The sequence below is a fragment of the Mesorhizobium sp. L-2-11 genome (genome assembly GCF_016756595.1).
Taxonomy (GTDB): domain Bacteria; phylum Pseudomonadota; class Alphaproteobacteria; order Rhizobiales; family Rhizobiaceae; genus Mesorhizobium.
Genome location: NZ_AP023257.1, coordinates 54,958 through 72,015, shown reverse-complemented (window position 1 = coordinate 72,015; position 17,058 = coordinate 54,958). Strand labels below are relative to the sequence as shown.

General features: G+C 64.1%; 16 protein-coding genes, 1 other RNA gene and 1 pseudogene. 14 read left to right on the top strand and 4 right to left on the bottom strand.

Features of this window, described 5'->3' with window-relative positions; all coding sequences use genetic code 11:
• Positions 1-17: 17 nt before the first annotated feature.
• From JG739_RS00345 to JG739_RS00335, 3 genes and pseudogenes are all read left to right on the top strand, one after another.
• Complete coding sequence (locus tag JG739_RS00345) at positions 18-881, top strand: prephenate dehydratase (protein ID WP_202364755.1); 864 nt, start codon at positions 18-20, stop codon at positions 879-881.
• A 44-nt stretch (positions 882-925) separates the two neighbouring features.
• The gene (locus JG739_RS00340) at positions 926-1,729 is read left to right on the top strand and encodes an alpha/beta hydrolase (RefSeq protein WP_202364754.1); all 804 of its coding nucleotides are present in this window, start codon (positions 926-928) and stop codon (positions 1,727-1,729) included.
• Between the two features lie 89 nt (positions 1,730-1,818).
• Positions 1,819-2,468, top strand: a pseudogene (locus tag JG739_RS00335) (glutathione S-transferase family protein).
• Here the strand turns inward: JG739_RS00335 and JG739_RS00330 are convergent.
• The 3 genes from JG739_RS00330 to JG739_RS00320 are packed head-to-tail and all read right to left on the bottom strand — an operon-like array spanning position 2,465 to position 4,175.
• Positions 2,465-2,758, bottom strand: a complete 294-nt coding sequence (locus tag JG739_RS00330) for a Dabb family protein (protein WP_202364753.1) — start codon at positions 2,756-2,758, stop codon at positions 2,465-2,467. The pseudogene JG739_RS00335 and the gene JG739_RS00330 sit on opposite strands and share 4 nt — an antisense overlap.
• A 19-nt stretch (positions 2,759-2,777) precedes the next feature.
• Positions 2,778-3,719 carry an NAD(+) diphosphatase gene (gene nudC, locus JG739_RS00325; protein WP_202364752.1) on the bottom strand — a complete coding sequence of 314 codons (942 nt, stop codon included), beginning with the start codon at positions 3,717-3,719 and terminating at the stop codon, positions 2,778-2,780.
• Positions 3,720-3,755: 36 nt separating this feature from the next.
• Positions 3,756-4,175 (bottom strand): HIT domain-containing protein, encoded by a 420-nt coding sequence (locus tag JG739_RS00320; protein WP_027151663.1) that lies wholly within the window; start codon positions 4,173-4,175, stop codon positions 3,756-3,758.
• Positions 4,176-4,409: 234 nt separating this feature from the next.
• Here JG739_RS00320 and ffs point away from each other — a divergent pair.
• From ffs to JG739_RS00265, 11 genes are all read left to right on the top strand, one after another.
• Positions 4,410-4,506, top strand: an RNA gene (gene ffs / locus JG739_RS00315) — signal recognition particle sRNA small type.
• 104 nt (positions 4,507-4,610) lie between these two features.
• Complete coding sequence (locus JG739_RS00310; RefSeq protein WP_202364751.1) at positions 4,611-6,440, top strand: DNA polymerase III subunit gamma/tau; 1,830 nt, start codon at positions 4,611-4,613, stop codon at positions 6,438-6,440.
• 25 nt (positions 6,441-6,465) lie between these two features.
• Positions 6,466-6,789: a YbaB/EbfC family nucleoid-associated protein gene (locus JG739_RS00305; RefSeq protein ID WP_202364750.1), complete on the top strand. Its 324-nt coding sequence runs from the start codon at positions 6,466-6,468 to the stop codon at positions 6,787-6,789.
• Between the two features lie 270 nt (positions 6,790-7,059).
• A complete protein-coding gene (locus JG739_RS00300) occupies positions 7,060-7,956 on the top strand; it encodes a cell wall hydrolase (protein ID WP_202364749.1) in 897 nt (298 codons plus the stop codon).
• Between the two features lie 104 nt (positions 7,957-8,060).
• Entirely contained in the window at positions 8,061-8,666 is a 606-nt protein-coding gene (recR, locus tag JG739_RS00295; RefSeq protein WP_202364748.1) for a recombination mediator RecR, read from the top strand.
• 22 nt (positions 8,667-8,688) lie between these two features.
• Positions 8,689-10,026, top strand: coding sequence for a lytic murein transglycosylase (locus JG739_RS00290; RefSeq protein ID WP_202367277.1), 1,338 nt, complete (start codon positions 8,689-8,691; stop codon positions 10,024-10,026).
• Positions 10,027-10,251: 225 nt separating this feature from the next.
• The gene (locus tag JG739_RS00285; RefSeq protein WP_202364747.1) at positions 10,252-11,892 is read left to right on the top strand and encodes an ABC transporter substrate-binding protein; all 1,641 of its coding nucleotides are present in this window, start codon (positions 10,252-10,254) and stop codon (positions 11,890-11,892) included.
• Between the two features lie 20 nt (positions 11,893-11,912).
• Entirely contained in the window at positions 11,913-12,983 is a 1,071-nt protein-coding gene (locus tag JG739_RS00280) for an ABC transporter permease (protein ID WP_202364746.1), read from the top strand.
• Positions 12,980-13,900 (top strand): nickel transporter permease, encoded by a 921-nt coding sequence (nikC, locus tag JG739_RS00275; protein WP_202364745.1) that lies wholly within the window; start codon positions 12,980-12,982, stop codon positions 13,898-13,900. Before JG739_RS00280 ends, nikC begins: the two co-directional genes overlap by 4 nt.
• Complete coding sequence (locus tag JG739_RS00270; protein WP_202364744.1) at positions 13,897-14,730, top strand: ABC transporter ATP-binding protein; 834 nt, start codon at positions 13,897-13,899, stop codon at positions 14,728-14,730. Before nikC ends, JG739_RS00270 begins: the two co-directional genes overlap by 4 nt.
• Positions 14,727-15,476: an ABC transporter ATP-binding protein gene (locus tag JG739_RS00265; RefSeq protein ID WP_202364743.1), complete on the top strand. Its 750-nt coding sequence runs from the start codon at positions 14,727-14,729 to the stop codon at positions 15,474-15,476. The genes JG739_RS00270 and JG739_RS00265 overlap by 4 nt, the downstream gene beginning before the upstream one ends.
• Positions 15,477-15,845: 369 nt before the next feature.
• Here the strand turns inward: JG739_RS00265 and JG739_RS00260 are convergent, their stop codons facing one another.
• The gene (locus JG739_RS00260) at positions 15,846-17,045 is read right to left on the bottom strand and encodes an IS256 family transposase (RefSeq protein ID WP_202362577.1); all 1,200 of its coding nucleotides are present in this window, start codon (positions 17,043-17,045) and stop codon (positions 15,846-15,848) included.
• Positions 17,046-17,058 lie beyond the last annotated feature (13 nt).

Below are 17,058 nucleotides of genomic sequence, written 5' to 3'. Positions count from 1 at the left end.
CACCTGAGACATTTGGCATGCCTGAAAAAACCAACAGAATAGCCTTCCAGGGCGAGCCGGGCGCGAATTCCGACACCGCCTGCCGCAACATGTTCCCTGATATGGAGCCGTTGCCGTGCCCGACCTTCGAGGATGCTTTCAATGCGGTCGAGACCGGCAGGGCCGACCTCGCCATGATCCCGATCGAGAACACGATTGCCGGGCGCGTCGCCGACATCCATCATCTCCTGCCGGAATCGAAGCTGCACATCGTCGGCGAGTATTTCCTGCCGATCCATTTCCAGCTGATGGTCCTGCCCGGCGTCAGGCGCGACGAGATCAGGACCGTGCATAGTCACATCCATGCGCTCGGCCAGTGCCGCAAATACATCCGCAAGAACGGCTGGAAGCCGGTGGTCGCCGGCGACACGGCGGGCGCCGCCAAGCTGGTCGCCGCGCTGAAGGACCGCACCATGGCGGCGCTGGCGCCGGCGCTGGCGTCGACGCTGTACGGGCTCGACATCATCGAGGAGAATGTCGAGGACACCGACAGCAACGTCACCCGCTTCGTCGTGCTGACCAGGAACAGGCAGTGGGCAGAACGCCCTTCCGCAGACGCCAGGATGATGACGACGTTCATCTTCCGCGTCCGCAACGTGCCGGCCGCGCTCTACAAGGCGATGGGCGGCTTCGCCACCAACGGCATCAACATGACCAAGCTCGAGAGCTACCAGCTCGGCGCGTTCACCGCGACCTTGTTCTATGCCGACATCGAGGGCCACCCCGACGATCCGCTGGTAAAACTGGCGCTCGACGAACTGGCCTTCTTCTCGCGCGAAATGCGGATTCTCGGCGTCTACCCGGCCAGCCAGTCGCGCGAGCAATGGAAGGTGGCGGACTAGCGCAGCGCCTTGCCAGGTGACGGGCGCCGGGCGACATTGCTGCGATGTGGCTCCTGAAACTGACGCTCGCGGTCGCAGCATTCTATGCGGTGATTGTCGCCGTCGTGTATGTGCTCCAGTCCTGGCTGATTTTTCCGGCCGGCCTTGCGGCTTTCGGACCCGATCTGCCGGCCGGGGCTCGCCATGTCGAGCTGGCGACGGAGGGCGGCGAGCGCATCGTCCTGGTCCGCCTGCCAGCGAGGCAGGCGGCGGCCGAGCCACGCCCGCTGCTGCTCGGATTCGCCGGCAATGCCTGGAATGCCGACGCACTTGCCCTGATGCTGCACCAGCTATTTCCCGAACATCAGGTCGCTGCGCTGCACTATCGCGGCTATGCGCCGAGCAGCGGCAGCCCGTCGGCCGCCTCCCTGTTCGAGGACGCCCGACGCGCCCATGACCACCTGGCCGCCGATGCCAAAGCCGGCATCGTCGCCATCGGCCTTAGCATCGGCGCTGCGGTTGCGGCCGATCTGGCGACGGCCCGGCAGTTGCGCGGCATCGCCATGGTGACGCCCTTCGATTCGCTGAGAGAACTCGCCGCTCACCACTATCCCTGGTTGCCGGTGCGCTTCTTGCTGCGGCACCGCATGGAAGCGGCGGAAGCTCTGCGCGACCTCGACGTGCCCACGGCCGTCATCACCGCCGAGAACGACACCATCGTACCTGCGGCGCGTTCGGCGCCTCTGCGTGCGGCTGCGCGCGACCTGCGCAGCCACATCGTCATAGCGGCCGGCCACAACGACCTCTATGACCATCCCGACTTCGCCAGCGCGCTACGCGCCTCCGTCGCGGCGGTCATGCGCGATTGAAAAACAGTTCCCGGATGTCGGAATTGCGGCGCGACATTCGTCCTTTGCATGCCACAATCGAAGAAAACACGACGAGATGAGGCCTGCCAATGACCCCCACCATCACCGCCTTTGAACGGTCGCCCGATCGCGGCAGGGGACTGGCGCGGGACATGCGCGTTCGCTGGGCGCTTGAAGAAGTCGGCCAGCCTTACCAAGTTCGTCTCGTTTCGTTCAAAGCGATGAACGAACCTGCGCATCTCGCGCTTCACCCTTTCGGGCAGATTCCGACCTATGAAGAAGGCGATCTCGCGCTGTTCGAGTCGGGGGCGATCGTGCTCCATATCGCCGAGCGCCATGCTGGCCTGCTGCCAGACGATGCGAATGCCCGGGCGCGCGCAATCTCGTGGATGTTTGCCGCGCTCAACACCGTGGAGCCGCCGATCCTTGACGCCAAACAGCCGTGCTCCTGGAGCGCGACGAGACCTGGCACGAACAGCGCCTGCCTATGGTCGATGATCGCATCCGTGACCGGCTGGGCGAACTTTCCGATCGCCTGGGCGATGCCGACTGGCTCGATGGTGCGTTCAGCGCCGGCGATCTGATGATGGTGCACGTGCTGCTAAGGTTGAGCGGGTCGGGTATACTGGAAGAATATCCGAACCTCTCCGCCTATGTCGCCCGTGGCGAAGCCCGGCCCGCCTACAAGCGTGCTTTCGCCGCTCAACTGGCAGCTTTCACAGGCAAGTCACCAACTTAGCTCAGCGGCGCGTAGTCGATCTCCAAAAACGCCGCGACCTCCGGGATCCAGCGGTCGCGGACGAAGGCGACGTGGTCGGGATGGTCGTTGTAACCGGAATAGGCAGCCTGGTCGGCGAACTCCATCGAGAAGCCGAAGCGAAAGTCGTTCTTCGGGCTCACCTGCCGCAGCTGCTCGAACTTTTCGACGCCCGGTATCGCTGCCAGTATTTTGGCGTCTGCGAGGAATTTTGCCTCCTCGGCCGAGCTCTCCTTGTGCTTCAGCCTGAACACCACTGTATGACGGATCATTTTTGCTTCCCCTGCGAGGCTACGCGCTGTCGGCCCAGGCGCGGATGAGGTTATGGGCGATCGCCCCCTTTGGCGGCGTGACCAGGCCGCCCGGATGCTCGCGGGCCAGCATCAAGAGCACCTCGTCGCGAAAGAACCAGCGGCAGTCTTCCAGCTCGCTGAGGTCGGCCTGGATGTCGTCGTTGAGCGGCTCGCCGAAGCAGCCGATCATCAGCGAATACGGAAACGGCCAGGGCTGGCTGGCATGATAGACGACGCGGCCAAGCCGGATACCGGCTTCCTCCAGCGTTTCGCGGCGCACCGCCGCCTCGATCGTCTCGCCAGGCTCGATGAAGCCGGCAAGCGCCGAATACATGCCGGGCGCGAAATGCCGGCCGCGGCCGAGCAGGCATTTTTCACGCGTCGCCGTCAGCATGATCGCCACCGGGTCGGTTCGCGGAAAATGCTCGGTGGCGCAGGCCGGGCAAAGCCGCTTGTAGCCGCCGGCCCGCATCGCGGCTTCAGCGCCGCATTTGCTGCAGAAGCGGTGGCTGGCATGCCAGGCGAGCAGCGCTGCTCCTTGCGCCATCGCGCCGGCCGCCGCCTCGTCGATCAGCCCCTGCATATAGACCGAGCGATAGTCGATGGCCTTGATGGTATCGGGCAGCTGTTCGGGATCGATGCCGGCCGGCACCGCGAGCACCGGACCGCTGTCGGACAAACCGAGCAGGACGCCATGGTCGAGCGACACCCGGAGCGGCCGGCTTTCCTCGGCGCTGAACCAGGGGTCGAAGCCGCCACCGCTGAGCTTCAGATAGAGCCGCCCGCCATGCATCAGCAAAAGCCTGGCTGAAAGATCGGCGAGCGCCTTTTCGACGCAATCGTCGGCGCGGTTTTCCGATTGCCGGTCGATCACATTGCCGGCGAAACCGACGAACTGGCTCGGCTCGCGCAAGGGCGCGTCAAACAGGCGGAAGCTCATCGGAGACTCGATGTTCAGGATAGACACGGGACAGTCTTATAGCGCCGCCTTTATCTTCTGCGCAAACCGGCGCAGGTCGGAGCGCTCATAGGGCTCGCGCATGCCGTGCCCCCACACCGGGCCGGGCCAGCCGGGATCGCCTTCCGAGCGCGCGACGACATGGACATGCAGCTGCCGCACGATGTTGCCGAGTGCGCCGCTGTTGATTTTGGTGCAGCCGGTCACGCTTTTCAGCGCCTGCGCCACCATGTTGGTCTCGAAGGTCAGCATCGCTTGGTCGAGCGGCGTCAAATCATGGATTTCCTCCGCGCCCGGCCGCTGCGGCACCAGAAGCAGCCATGGCCAGCGGCGGTCGTTCATCACCCGCAACTCGCACAGGCCGAGCCACATCAACTGCTCGCTGTCGGCCTCCAGACGAGCATCCAGCGTGAATCCGGCCTCGAGGCCCGGCGACATCGGCGTTTTCCTTCACTTTTGTAGTATTTTTTTACGTCATCGACGCTAGAGCGGCTGCCGTTGGCCCGCAAGAGGGCGGCAAACGAATCAAGTTCTATCGTGGCGATGGTGGTCCGGCGAAGAGCTTGGGGTGTGGCCTGCCAAGGCCTGGGCTGGAAGGAAGCCGCCGTCACTGCGCGCTTGCATTTCACTGCGCCCTTGCATTTCATTGCCGGATTGCCGATATGGAAAGCGGGAGGTTGGTGGTGGACGGTCCACTCGCCAACCGGGTCAGGTCCGGAAGGAAGCAGCCCTAACGAGCCCGGAACGGGTCATTGTTCCAGCCTCCCACCTCTTCGCCTTCTCCCGCGACATTGACGGCGCCAAGCCCTGCGGGCGAAACTATGCGCAGGAATCGGCCGCCTTGAGCCGCGGCCCTTGGAGCTTTACGGGCGAATGAGCGAAGCCGGAAATTCGGGAACGGAAAAGGCCGCCGCCTATCGCGTTCTGGCGCGCAAATACCGTCCTGCCAATTTTTCCGAACTGATCGGCCAGGAGCCGATGGTCCGCACCCTCACCAACGCCTTTGCCACCGGCCGCATCGCCCAGGCCTGGATGCTGACCGGCGTGCGCGGTGTCGGCAAGACGACGACGGCGCGCATACTGGCGCGGGCCCTGAACTACAAAACATCGACCGTCGACCAGCCTTCGGTCGATCTTGCCGTGCCGGGCGAGCACTGCCAGGCGATCATGGAAGGCCGCCATGTCGACGTCATCGAGATGGACGCCGCCTCGCACACAGGCATTGACGATATCAGGGACATCATCGAGCGCGTGCGCTACGCGCCGGTGTCGGCGCGCTACAAGGTCTACATCATCGACGAAGTGCACATGCTCTCGACGCAGGCCTTCAACGGCCTGCTGAAGACGCTGGAAGAGCCGCCGCCGCACGTCAAATTCATCTTCGCCACCACCGAGATCAGAAAAGTTCCGATCACCGTCCTGTCGCGCTGCCAGCGCTTCGATCTCAGGCGTATCGATGCCGGCACGTTGGTCGCGCACCTCTCCTCGATCGCCGTAAAAGAAGGCATCTCGGTCGATGATGACGCGCTGGCGATGATCGCCCGGGCGGCCGAGGGCTCGGCGCGCGATTCGCTGTCCATTCTCGACCAGGCGATCGCCCATGGCAGCGGCGCAGTCAGCGCCGAAGCGGTGCGCGCCATGCTCGGGCTGGCCGACCGCGCCCGGATCGTCGACCTGTTCGAACATGTGATGAAGGGCGATGTGGCGGCCGCACTGGCCGAATTCCGCAACCAGTACGACACCGGCGCCGATCCGGCCGCTGTGCTGACCGACTTGGCCGAGTTCAACCATCTCGTCACCCGGCTGCGCTTCGTACCGACAGCTCTCGACGACGCCTCGCTGTCAGAGGACGAGCGCCGGCGCGGCGCCGATTTCGCCAAGGCGCTGTCGGTCAGGGTGCTGTCGCGGACCTGGCAGATGCTGTTGAAAGGCATTCCCGAGGTGCAGTCCTCCAACCGGCCGGTCAGTGCCGCCGAAATGGTGCTGATCCGGCTGGCGCACGCCGCCGACCTGCCGACGCTGGACGAGGCATTGAAATCGCTGGAGGGCGCAGCGTCGGCGCCGGGTGCTGTGCCACGCTCGAATGGCGCGTCCGCAAGCTCTCGCACCGCCAATTCTGGCCCCGCAAATCCCGATAATGGCGGCGCCGGCGCCGTGGCACAGACGCGGATGCCGACGGTCAATGGCGGCGCCCAGACGATGCGGCTGGTCGAACCCGAGCCGATGCCTGCGCCTTTCGTTCCGGCGCCGGATCCGGTCGCCGATGCGCCGCCGGTGCCGGTGAAATCGCTGGCCGACATCGTCGCCCTTGCCGACGCCCAGCGCGACATGGCCTTCAAGGTGCTGGTCAAGCGCTGCGTGCGCCTGGTGCGGATCGAACCGGGCCGCATCGACGTCAGCCTGACCGATGACGCGCCGAAGATGCTGCTCAATGATTTGACCGCCAAATTGCGCGCCTGGACCGGCCGCAGCTGGCTGGTGTCGCTGTCGAAGGAAGCGGGCGGCCAGACGCTGGCCGAGATGGAATCGACCAAACGCGAAAACGCCCTCCTCGATGCCAAGAGCGACCCGACCGTCGCCGCCATCCTGGCGCGTTTTCCCGGCGCCAGGATCATCGACGTGCGCATTCCCGACGCGCCGGAAGCCGATGCGGTGGAGGCCGAGGTTCCGATCGAGCCGCCCGCTGACGAAGACGAAACCTGATATCAATTGTGTAAAGGACCACGCGATGAAAGATCTTCTCGGCCTGATGGGCAAAGCGAAGGAAATGCAGGCCAAGTTCCAGGCCATGCAGGATGAGATCGCCACGCTGGAAGCCACCGGGCAGGCCGGCGGCGGCCTGGTCAGCGTGACGCTGACCGGCACGTTTGAGATGAAGGCGCTGAAGATCGACCCGTCACTGTTCAAGGAGGACGAGGTCGAGATTCTGGAGGATCTGCTCCTCGCCGCCCACAATGACGCCAGGGCCAAAGTCGAGCAGATGATGCAGGAAAAGACCCAGGCACTGACCGCCGGGCTGCCGATACCGCCGGGAATGAAGCTGCCGTTCTAAGGTGCGTCGATAGTTATGCCGGTCGAGCGAGTCGATGGCTTGGCCCGGCAAGCCCACTCTGCGAAGGCCGCGACGAAGGTCACGGCATGGTCCTAGCATCCGTGCCGTTACCGTGGCCGAAGAGCGCAGCGATCAACGCCCGCCTGCCGGCCAGCTGTGTCCATCCGGCAACTCCGCAGACTTAATAACGCTTTAGCCATCTTTTTGCCCGAAAGTGTCTCATTCTTGCCGCAACCAGAGGCGGGCTGGCGACAGAATGAGGGGATATCTTTGATCGCGACCCTATGGAAGACGCCGTTGCTGCTCGGCGTCATCACCTCTCCGCTTTTTTTGGCCGCCTGCAGTCAGACCACCTCGCACGGCCTGTCCGTGGCCGATACCGTCAGGTCGCGGCCCTACAGCCACACAGCGAAGGACAAGGAGTGCCTCCAGCGCGCGATGTTCTTCGAATCCAACCGGTCGAGCCGTGACGGCATGATTGCCGTCGGCACGGTGGTGATGAACCGGCTGCGCTCCGGCAAGCACGGCAACACCATCTGCCAGGTGGTCGGCGAACGCGGCCAGTTCGCGCCGGGCGTGATGACACGGCCGATGAATTCGAAGGCGATGCCCGATGTCGAGGAGGCCGCTGAGGCGGTGCTCAAGGGCGAGCGCAAGGCCAAGCTGAAGAACTCGATGTTCTTTCACACCGCCGGCCTGCGTTTCCCCTACAAGAACATGCACTACACCCTGGTCGCCGGCGGCAACGCCTTCTATGAAAAGCGCGGCCGGAACTGGAAACCGTTGCCGGACGAGCCCACCGTCGCGGTGGCGCAGGCGACGCCGCGCGGGTCGCGCGCCGCACCGGTGACGCTCATGGCCTCTGCGGCGCCGGCTGCCAAGGCGGAATTCGCCAAGGCAACCCCCACCAACGCAACCTATGTGACCGCGGTCGCATCGCAACCGGCAAAGGCTACTCCATGGAAGGCAACGCCAGAGAAGGTGACCTTTGTGGCGATGCAGGAGCCGGACGCCGCCCGTTTCGGCGGCAGCGCTGGTGCGCAACCGGTGACGTCATTCCCGGCGGCATCGGCCGAGCCGACGATGTCGTTTGAATCGACACCTGAGAACACTGACGCCATCGGCGCGATGATCGCTGGCCAGGGCAGGCCGCTGGAATCCTACTGAGGCGATCGACTGTCGACGTCGGCAGCGCAAACCTCAGCGATCGTTCGCAGCAGCCGCGCCGCAGCAGTGTTCCAAAGCGCGCGGAAAAATCCTAAACCGATGCGATGTCGAAGCGAATCGCCGGTCCCGAGATCGAACGCCTGATCCAGCTCCTGGCCAAGGTGCCGGGGCTCGGGCCGCGTTCGGCCAGGCGGGCAGCGCTTCACCTCATCAAGAAGAAGGAGCAGTTGCTGTCGCCGCTCGCCGCCGCCATGAACGAGGCGGTCGACAAGGTACGCATCTGCTCGACCTGCGGCAATGTCGATACGTCCGACCCCTGCATGATCTGCACCGATCCGCGCCGCGACGCCGGCACGCTGATCGTCGTCGAGGACGTCGCCGACCTGTGGGCGCTGGAGCGGGCGGCGGCCATGAATGTCCGCTACCACGTGCTCGGCGGCTCGCTGTCGCCGCTCGACGGCATCGGCCCCGAGCAGCTCAACATCCGCTCGCTGGTCGACCGCGTCGCCGGCGGCGAGGTCAAGGAGGTGATCCTTGCCGTCAACGCCACCGTCGAGGGCCAGACCACCGCGCATTATCTCACCGACCAGTTGTCAGGCTTCGACATCAAGGTGACGCGGCTGGCGCATGGCGTGCCGGTCGGCGGCGAACTCGACTATCTCGACGAAGGCACGCTAGCCGCCGCGCTGCGCTCGCGGACGGCGTTTTGAGGCTTGGGGGGAAGTGCGGATGATGGCTGCTACGCGTCCTGCAAAGCCGGCACTCCGTCCCACCCCCCTCTGTCCTGCCGGACTGTCCGGCAGGACAGAGGGGGGTGGGAAGGATCGCTGCTTTTACAAAATAGCCGTCGCGTTTCTTTTCGCCGCACTGACTGCAATCCTCCTCGCCACCCCCGCCTCTGCCACCAAACTCGACACCCAGTTCCACGCCTGGCTGCAAGCCGACCTCTGGCCCGAGGCCAGCGCCAAGGGCATCTCGAGAAAAACCTTCGACGCCGCCTTCGATGGCATCAAACCGAACCTCAAACTGCCCGACCTGGTGATGCCGGGCAAAAAGGCGACGACGCCGCAGAAGCAGCATCAGGCCGAGTTCGGTTCGCCCGGCGCCTATTTCGCCGAAAAGACGGTTCGCGCCGTCACCGCTGGTGGCCGCACTCGCAAGGCGGCCAATGCCAGGACCATCGCCGCGATCGAGAAGCGCTACGGCGTGCCGGGCGAGGTGCTGCTGGCGATCTGGGGTCGCGAGAGCGGCTTTGGCGCGGCGAAGATGCCTTACGACGCTTTCGAAGTGCTGGGCACCAAGGCATTCATGGCGACCAGGAAGGACTTCTTCCGCACCGAGCTTGTGGCGGCGCTCGAGATCGTCGAGCGCGGGCTGGCCCCGGTCGGCGCGATGAAATCGTCCTGGGCCGGCGCACTCGGCCAACCGCAGTTCATGCCGACTTCGTTCCTCGGACACGCCGTCGATTTCGATGGCGACGGCCGGGTCGACATTTGGAATTCGGTGCCGGACACGCTGGCCTCGATCGCCAACTATCTCGTCCACTATGGCTGGGTAAAAGGCCGCGGCTGGGGTTTTGAAGTGACGGTGCCGGAAGCGGTCTCCTGCTCGCTCGAAGGTCCGGACCAGGGGAAGAGGATTTCCCAGTGGGCCAATATGGGCATCAAGCGTGTCGCGGCAAGGCCGTTTCCGGCGCGCGAATTGAAGGCCGAAGGCTTTCTTCTGATGCCGGCCGGGCGCAGCGGTCCAGCCTTCATCGTCACGCCCAATTTCTACGTCTTGAAGCAATACAACACCAGTGATCTCTACGCCCTGTTCATCGGCCACGGCGCCGACCGCATCGCCAATGGCGACAGCAATTTTTCGGGGCGCTGGGGTGCGGTCGGCGGGCTCCACAGGTCTGATATCGCCACCTTGCAGCGGGCGCTGGAGGCCGAGGGCCACGATGTCGGCAGCGCCGACGGTTTGCCCGGTTTCAAGACACGCCGGTCGATTGGCAAATGGCAGGCGAAGAACGGTCGCGCCGCCACCTGTTTTCCAGACGCAGACCTGGTCACCGCGTTGAAATAGCTGCACTGCGGGTGTCGCTTTCGGCGGTGGCGGCTGGCTGATCCTGGCCCAACAAACAGCTTTGCAAATGCTCGTTGCCGCGCCTGAAACCGCCGGATATGGTGAGGCGAAACTGGATAAAAATCACCAAAGACGACCGGTTCAGGGTCACCGTTCGATTTGACAGGTGAATGCCAAGACCCTGAGCCGGGAACTCAGGTCAACAAAAACAGGGAACAGTTAAAAATGATGATGGAAAAGTTTGCTCTACGCTCCCGCGTCCTGCTCGCCGGCGCGGCCATGTCGGCGCTGCTTCTGGCCGCGCCTGCCCTTGCTGTCACGCCGGCCGACACGCTGGTCGAGGGTTTCGCCATCGACGACATCATCTCCATGGATCCGGGCGAGGCGTTCGAGCTGTCGACCGCCGAGGTCACCGGCAACACCTACGACCTGCTTGTCCGCCTCGACTTGAGCGACACCTCCAAGGTCAAGGGCGATCTCGCCGAAAGCTGGACTGTGTCCGACGACGGATTGACCTACACTTTCAAGCTCAAGCCCGGCCTGAAATTTGCCTCGGGCAATCCGATCACGGCGGCTGATGTCGCCTATTCGTTCGAGCGCGCCATCAAGCTCGACAAGAGCCCGGCCTTCATCATCGGGCAGTTTGGCATCGATGGCGACAACGTCACCGAGAAGGCCAAGGCCGTCGATGACACGACGTTCCAGTTCACCGTCGACAAGGCCTATGCGCCGAGCTTCGTCCTGAACTGTCTGTCGGCAACCGTCGCCTCGGTCGTCGACGCCAAGCTGGTCAAGGAGCATGTCGCCGCAGTGACGCCCAGTGCCGACTACAAATACGACAACGACTTCGGCAACGCCTGGCTGAAGACCGGCTATGCCGGCTCCGGCGCCTTCAAGCTGCGCGAATGGCGGGCCAACGAGGTCGTCGTCATGGAGCGCAACGACAATTATCACGGCGAAAAGGCCAAGCTTGCCCGCGTCATCTACCGCAACATGAAGGAAAGCTCGGGCCAGCGCCTGGCGCTGGAGGCTGGCGACATCGACGTTGCCCGCAATCTCGAGCCGAACGACCTCGACGCCATCGCCAAGAACGCCGATCTCACCACCACCAGCGCGCCGAAGGGCACGGTGTTTTACATCAGCCTCAATCAGAAGAACCCGAACCTGGCCAAATCAGAGGTTCGCCAGGCCTTCAAATATCTCGTCGACTACGATGCCTTGAGCTCGACCATCCTCAAGGGCATCGGCGAGATCCACCAGACCTTCCTGCCAAAAGGCGTGCTCGGCGAGCTGAATGAAAATCCGTTCAAATTCGACCTCGCCAAGGCCAAGGAACTGCTCGCCAAGGCCGGCCTGGCCGACGGCTTCAGCGTCACCATGGACGTACGCAACACCCAGCCGGTGACCGGCATGGCGGAATCGTTCCAGCAGACGCTCGGCCAGGCCGGCGTCAAGCTGGAGATCATTCCCGGCGACGGCAAGCAGACGCTGACCAAATACCGCGCCCGCAACCACGACATCTATATCGGCCAGTGGGGCCAGGATTATTTCGATCCGAACTCCAACGCCCAGACTTTTGCTTCGAACCCCGACAATTCGGATGAAGGCAAGGTCAAGACGCTGGCCTGGCGCAACGCCTGGGACATTCCGGAATTGACCAAGCAGACCGAAGCGGCCCTGCTCGAGAAGGATCCGGCCAAGCGCGCCGCAATGTACCAGGATCTGCAGAGGAAGATTCTCGAAACCAGTCCTTTCATCATCGTCCACCAGCAGCTGGAAGTGGCTGGCCTGCGCAAGAACCTTAGGGGTTTTGCGCTCGGCCCGAGCTTCGACACCAATTTCGTCGGCCAGATCTCCAAGGAGTGACGCCGGCGGACGCGCGCCGCATGAGTACTGTTGAAAGCGAAGCGACGGCAGGGCGGCGCGGCAGCGCCCGTGCTGTCGCTGTCGCGTCGTCGATCGCCCGTTTCCTGGTCATCGCGATAACCACCTATCTCGGTCTTCTCGCGGTGACCTTCTTCATCGGCCGGGTGATCCCGATCGACCCGGTGCTGGCGGTGCTTGGCGACCGGGCGCCGGCCAATGTCGTCGAGCGCACCCGCCGCGAGATGGGTCTCGACCTGCCGCTGATCGAGCAGTTCTACATCTATGTGAAAAATGCCCTGAACGGCAATTTCGGCACCTCGGTGCTGACCACCAATCCTGTCATGACCGACATTCGCCGCGCCTTCCCGGCGACGATCGAGCTGGCGACGCTGGGAACGCTGATCGGTGCTTTGCTTGGTGTGCCGCTCGGCGTGCTGGCCGCGGTCCGGCGCGGCAGCATCATCGACCAGATCGTGCGGATCATCGGCCTGGTCGGCTATTCCGTGCCGATCTTCTGGCTGGGACTGCTGGCGCTTGTGCTGTTCTATGCCAGGCTGCAATGGGTGGCTTTTCCCGGCCGCCTCGATATCGTCTACGAATACACATTCACGCCGATCACCGGCTTTTATCTGCTGGATGCGCTGTGGCAGCGACAGTGGGATGTGTTTCGCGATGCCTTCCGCCACATCATCCTGCCGGCCTCGCTGCTTGGCTATTTTTCGCTCGCCTATATCAGCCGCATGACGCGATCGTTCATGCTGAACGAGCTTGCCCAGGAATATATCGTCGCGGCGCGCGCCAAGGGCCTGTCGGAAACACGCATCATCTGGGGCCACGCGCTGCGCAACGCCGCCGTGCCGATGGTCACGGTGATCGCGCTTTCCTATGCCGGTCTGCTCGAAGGCTCGGTGCTGACCGAGACCGTGTTTTCATGGCCTGGCATCGGCCTTTACATCACCAATTCCCTGCAGAACGCCGACATGAACGCCGTGCTCGGCGGCACCATCATCATCGGCTCGGTTTTCATCGGCATCAATCTCCTGTCCGACCTGCTCTACCGGGTGCTCGACCCAAGGACCAAGGTACGATGAGCGCAGAAGCGATACAAAGCCGTCGCGACTGGCTGCTCAGCGAGCGGCCGGCTTCGCGCATGCAGGCAAGGCTCGGCCGTGCCTATGTGGCGTGGCGGCGCTTTTCCGCCAACCGGCTGGCGTTTCTCGGCCTGCTCATCATCATCGCTTTGCTGGTGGTCTCCGCCTTTGCCGACGTGCTGGCGCCCTATTCGCCGACATTCGGCGACCTGAAGGGCTCGCGGCTGCTGGCGCCGAGCGCCGAGCACTGGTTCGGCACCGACGACCTCGGCCGCGACATCCTTTCGCGCGTAATCTTCGGCTCGCGATGGACGCTTTACGTCGTCATTCTCGTCGCTATCATCGCCGCTCCTATCGGCCTCTTGGTCGGCACCGTCGCCGGCTATGCCGGCGGCTGGATCGATGCGATCCTGATGCGCATCACCGACATCTTTCTGGCCTTTCCGAAGCTGATCCTGGCGCTGGCCTTCGTCGCCGCACTTGGCCCTGGCATCGAGAATGCGGTGCTCGCCATCGCCATCACCTCATGGCCGCCCTACGCCCGTATTGCGCGTGCCGAAACGCTCACCGTGCGCAATTCGGATTACATCAAGGCGGTGCAATTGATGGGCGCCTCGCCGTTCCGCATCGTGCTGCGCCACATCATGCCGCTCTGCATCTCCTCGCTGATCGTCAGGGTGACGCTCGACATGGCCGGCATCATCCTGACAGCCGCCGGTCTCGGCTTCCTCGGCCTCGGCGCACAACCGCCGCTGCCGGAATGGGGCGCTATGATCGCGTCGGGCCGCCGCTTCGTGCTCGACCAATGGTGGGTGGCCGGCGCACCGGGCTTTGCCATCCTCATCGTCAGCCTCGGCTTCAACCTGCTCGGAGACGGCCTGCGCGATGCGCTGGATCCGCGCAGTGGTGACCAATGAGCACGCTTCTCGAGGTCGACGATCTGCGCGTCACCTTTCCGACGCGCACCGGCCGGATCGAGGCGGTGCGCGGCGTCTCGTTCTCGCTCGGCCGCGAGCGGCTCGGCATCGTCGGCGAGAGCGGTTCCGGCAAGTCGCAGACCGGTCGCGCCATCATGGGCCTGACCCAGCCACAGGCCGAGGTCACGGCCAGGAAACTTGCCTTCGACGGCATCGACCTGCTCGCCGCCTCGCCCCGCGACCGCCGGGCGCTGCGGGGAAAACGCATCGCCATGATCCTGCAGGACCCGAAATACTCGCTCGATCCGGTTATGAGCATCGGCCGCCAGATCGTCGAGACGCTGCGCACGCATGAGAAGGTCGGCAAGGCCGAAGCCCGCGAGCGGGCGCTTGCCATGCTGGAGGCGGTGCAGATCCGAGATCCCGCCCGTGTCTTCGACCTGCATCCGCACGAGGTGTCGGGCGGCATGGGCCAGCGCGCGATGATCGCCATGATGCTGATTGCCGGGCCGGAGATGATGATCGCCGACGAGCCGACCTCGGCGCTCGACGTCACCGTGCAGCTCGACGTGCTCGGCATCCTCGACCGGCTGGTCAGCGAGCGCGGCATGGGACTGATCTTCATCTCGCACGATCTGCGCCTGGTCTCGTCCTTCTGCGACCGGGTGATCGTCATGTATGCCGGCAAGGTGGTCGAGCAGCTCAAGGCGTCGGAACTCGGCCGCGCCCAGCATCCCTACACCCGCGGCCTGCTCAACTGCATGCCCAAGATCGGCGCCGACCGCCACCCGCTGCCGGTGCTCGACCGCAAGCCGGAGTGGGCGGCATGACGGCAGCAGTTTCCGTCGACAGGCTGGAGGTGGTCTTTGATCGTTTTCGCGCGCTGAAGGGTGTCAGCCTCGAAGTGCTTTCAGGCGAATCCTTCGGACTGGTCGGCGAATCCGGCTCCGGCAAATCGACGCTGCTGCGGGCGATTGCCGGCCTCGCGCCGGCCGCTTCGGGCAGCATCACCGTCAACGGAAAAAAACTCGGCAAGCGCCGCGACAAGGCCTTCTATCGCGAGGTGCAGATGGTCTTCCAGGACCCCTACGGCTCGCTGCATCCGCGCCAGACCGTCGACCGCCTGCTGCAGGAGCCGCTCGCCATCCACGGCTTTGCCGATGGCGAGAAACGCATCCAGCGGGCGCTGGACGAGGTCGGGCTCGGCACCGGCTTTCGCTTCCGCTATTCGCATCAATTGTCGGGCGGCCAGCGCCAGCGCGTGGCGATCGCGCGGGCGCTCATCCTCGAACCGGCGATCCTGCTGCTCGACGAGCCGACCTCGGCGCTCGACGCTTCCGTGCAGGCCGAGGTGCTCAACCTCCTGGAAGAGATCCGGCGGCGGCGCAAGCTGACCTTCCTGATGGTCAGCCACGACCTTGCCATCATCACCCATATGTGCGAGCGGCTGATGGTGATGCAGAACGGCGAGGCGGTCGAGCACCTCAGCGCAGGCGACCTCGTCGAGCGCCGCGTCAGCAAGGATTACACGCGCAATTTGCTCAGGGCGAGCGAGGGGTTTGTCAGGACGGCGTGAGTCAGATTCAGCTGTCCGCGTCGCGTTCCTTCGCGCCCCCCTCTGGCCTGCCCTCTTTGCCAAAACTTGGCATCTCCCCCACGGGTGGGGAGATTGGCTGTCATTGATGGTTTCGCCAATCGCGAACGTTGCAGAAGGAGCGCTGCCGGCGGAGCTACCGATCTCCCCCCAAGTGGGGGGAGAAGGAAGATCGCCGACCTCGGAGATGCCCGGCAGGGCGGAGGGAGTGTGGATCGCGGCCTCTCCAGCTTGGGTTCCTCGAGTTGTGTGCGTCAAGTTCTGCAAAAATGGCGTGGCATTCAGCGGTGACGTTGGCGTGTCCGCCGCGCAGCCCCCGTGTTTAGCGGAGCGGCGGACATGGCGGCCGCGTCAGGCGGCCAGTGCCCTCAGGTTCTCCTTCTTGTGCTCGCGCAGATGATCCATGTTGAGGTAGCGGGTCGCCTCGAGCCAGTTCTCGTGGATCTCCACCGCCAATGCCCGAACCAGCCGCAAACAGCTCTGCGGGTTGGGGAAGATGCGAACGACCAGGGTGCGCCGCTTGATCTCCTGGTTCAGCCGCTCCAGCATGTTCGTCGACTTCATGTGCTTGTGATGCGGCAGCGGCAGCCGATAGAAGCTCAGCGTCTCCTCGATGTTGTTCTCCACCCAATCCACCAGCTTCGGGTATTTGGCCTGCCATTTGGCGATCCACTGCGCCAGGTCGCGCTTGACCTCGGCGAGGTCGCGCCGGTCATAGAACCATCTGAGCTCCATCAGGCAGTCGTCATCGACCTTGCGCGGCACATAATCGAGCGCGTTTCTGAGGAAGTGCACGTAACAGCGCTGCCAGACTGCCTCGGGCAGGACTTCGCGGATCGCTGCCCTGAGCCCCGGATGGTCGTCGGAGACGACAAACTCGACGCCGGCGAGCCCGCGCTGCTTGAGCCCTGCCACGAACGCGCGCCAGCTCGAATGGCTTTCACGGTTGGCCAGCTCGACACCGAGCACCTGGCGCCGGCCTTCCCAGTCGACGCCGATCGCCACCAAGACGGCCTGGCTGGCGATCACGCCGGCCTCGCGCGCCCGCTCGTAGCGCGCGTCCAGAATGAGGTACGGGTAAGGTTCGGCAAGCCGCTGCTCAAAGAACGCCTTCAGCGCCTCATCCAGCCGCGCCGTCGCCTGGCTTACCGTCGAGGCCGAGAAGGAATGGCCGCACAGATCCTCGGTGATCGCCTTCACCTTGCGCGTCGACACGCCTTGCACGTACATCTCGACCAGCGCCGATACCAGTGCCTTCTCCGAGCGCTGGTAACGCTCAAACAACTCCGTCGAGAACCGGCCGGCCCGATCTTGCGGAACCCGAAGTTCCAGCACGCCAACCCGCGTCACAAGCTTGCGTTCGTAATAGCCGGACCGGTAACCAACCCGCTCCGTCGTCCGCTCGCCTTTCTCGGCCCCGATCGCCTCCGTCATCTCGGCTTCCAAAGCCTCCTGCACCACAGTCTGCAAAACTCTGCGGAAGCCGTCCTCATCCGACAACAGCAACGCTTTCAACTCGCCTCTGCTCAGTCTAACCTCTCGCTTGGTCATGGCACTTACCCTT

Coding starts and splice junctions, on each gene's coding strand:
- JG739_RS00345 (WP_202364755.1), top strand. CDS start 18: ATGCCTGAAAAAACCAACAGAATAGCCTTCCAGGGCGAGCCGGGCGCG.
- JG739_RS00340 (WP_202364754.1), top strand. CDS start 926: ATGTGGCTCCTGAAACTGACGCTCGCGGTCGCAGCATTCTATGCGGTG.
- JG739_RS00330 (WP_202364753.1), bottom strand. CDS start 2,758: ATGATCCGTCATACAGTGGTGTTCAGGCTGAAGCACAAGGAGAGCTCG.
- nudC (WP_202364752.1), bottom strand. CDS start 3,719: ATGAGCTTCCGCCTGTTTGACGCGCCCTTGCGCGAGCCGAGCCAGTTC.
- JG739_RS00320 (WP_027151663.1), bottom strand. CDS start 4,175: ATGTCGCCGGGCCTCGAGGCCGGATTCACGCTGGATGCTCGTCTGGAG.
- JG739_RS00310 (WP_202364751.1), top strand. CDS start 4,611: ATGAGCGAAGCCGGAAATTCGGGAACGGAAAAGGCCGCCGCCTATCGC.
- JG739_RS00305 (WP_202364750.1), top strand. CDS start 6,466: ATGAAAGATCTTCTCGGCCTGATGGGCAAAGCGAAGGAAATGCAGGCC.
- recR (WP_202364748.1), top strand. CDS start 8,061: ATGTCGAAGCGAATCGCCGGTCCCGAGATCGAACGCCTGATCCAGCTC.
- JG739_RS00290 (WP_202367277.1), top strand. CDS start 8,689: ATGGCTGCTACGCGTCCTGCAAAGCCGGCACTCCGTCCCACCCCCCTC.
- JG739_RS00285 (WP_202364747.1), top strand. CDS start 10,252: ATGATGATGGAAAAGTTTGCTCTACGCTCCCGCGTCCTGCTCGCCGGC.
- JG739_RS00280 (WP_202364746.1), top strand. CDS start 11,913: ATGAGTACTGTTGAAAGCGAAGCGACGGCAGGGCGGCGCGGCAGCGCC.
- nikC (WP_202364745.1), top strand. CDS start 12,980: ATGAGCGCAGAAGCGATACAAAGCCGTCGCGACTGGCTGCTCAGCGAG.
- JG739_RS00270 (WP_202364744.1), top strand. CDS start 13,897: ATGAGCACGCTTCTCGAGGTCGACGATCTGCGCGTCACCTTTCCGACG.
- JG739_RS00265 (WP_202364743.1), top strand. CDS start 14,727: ATGACGGCAGCAGTTTCCGTCGACAGGCTGGAGGTGGTCTTTGATCGT.
- JG739_RS00260 (WP_202362577.1), bottom strand. CDS start 17,045: ATGACCAAGCGAGAGGTTAGACTGAGCAGAGGCGAGTTGAAAGCGTTG.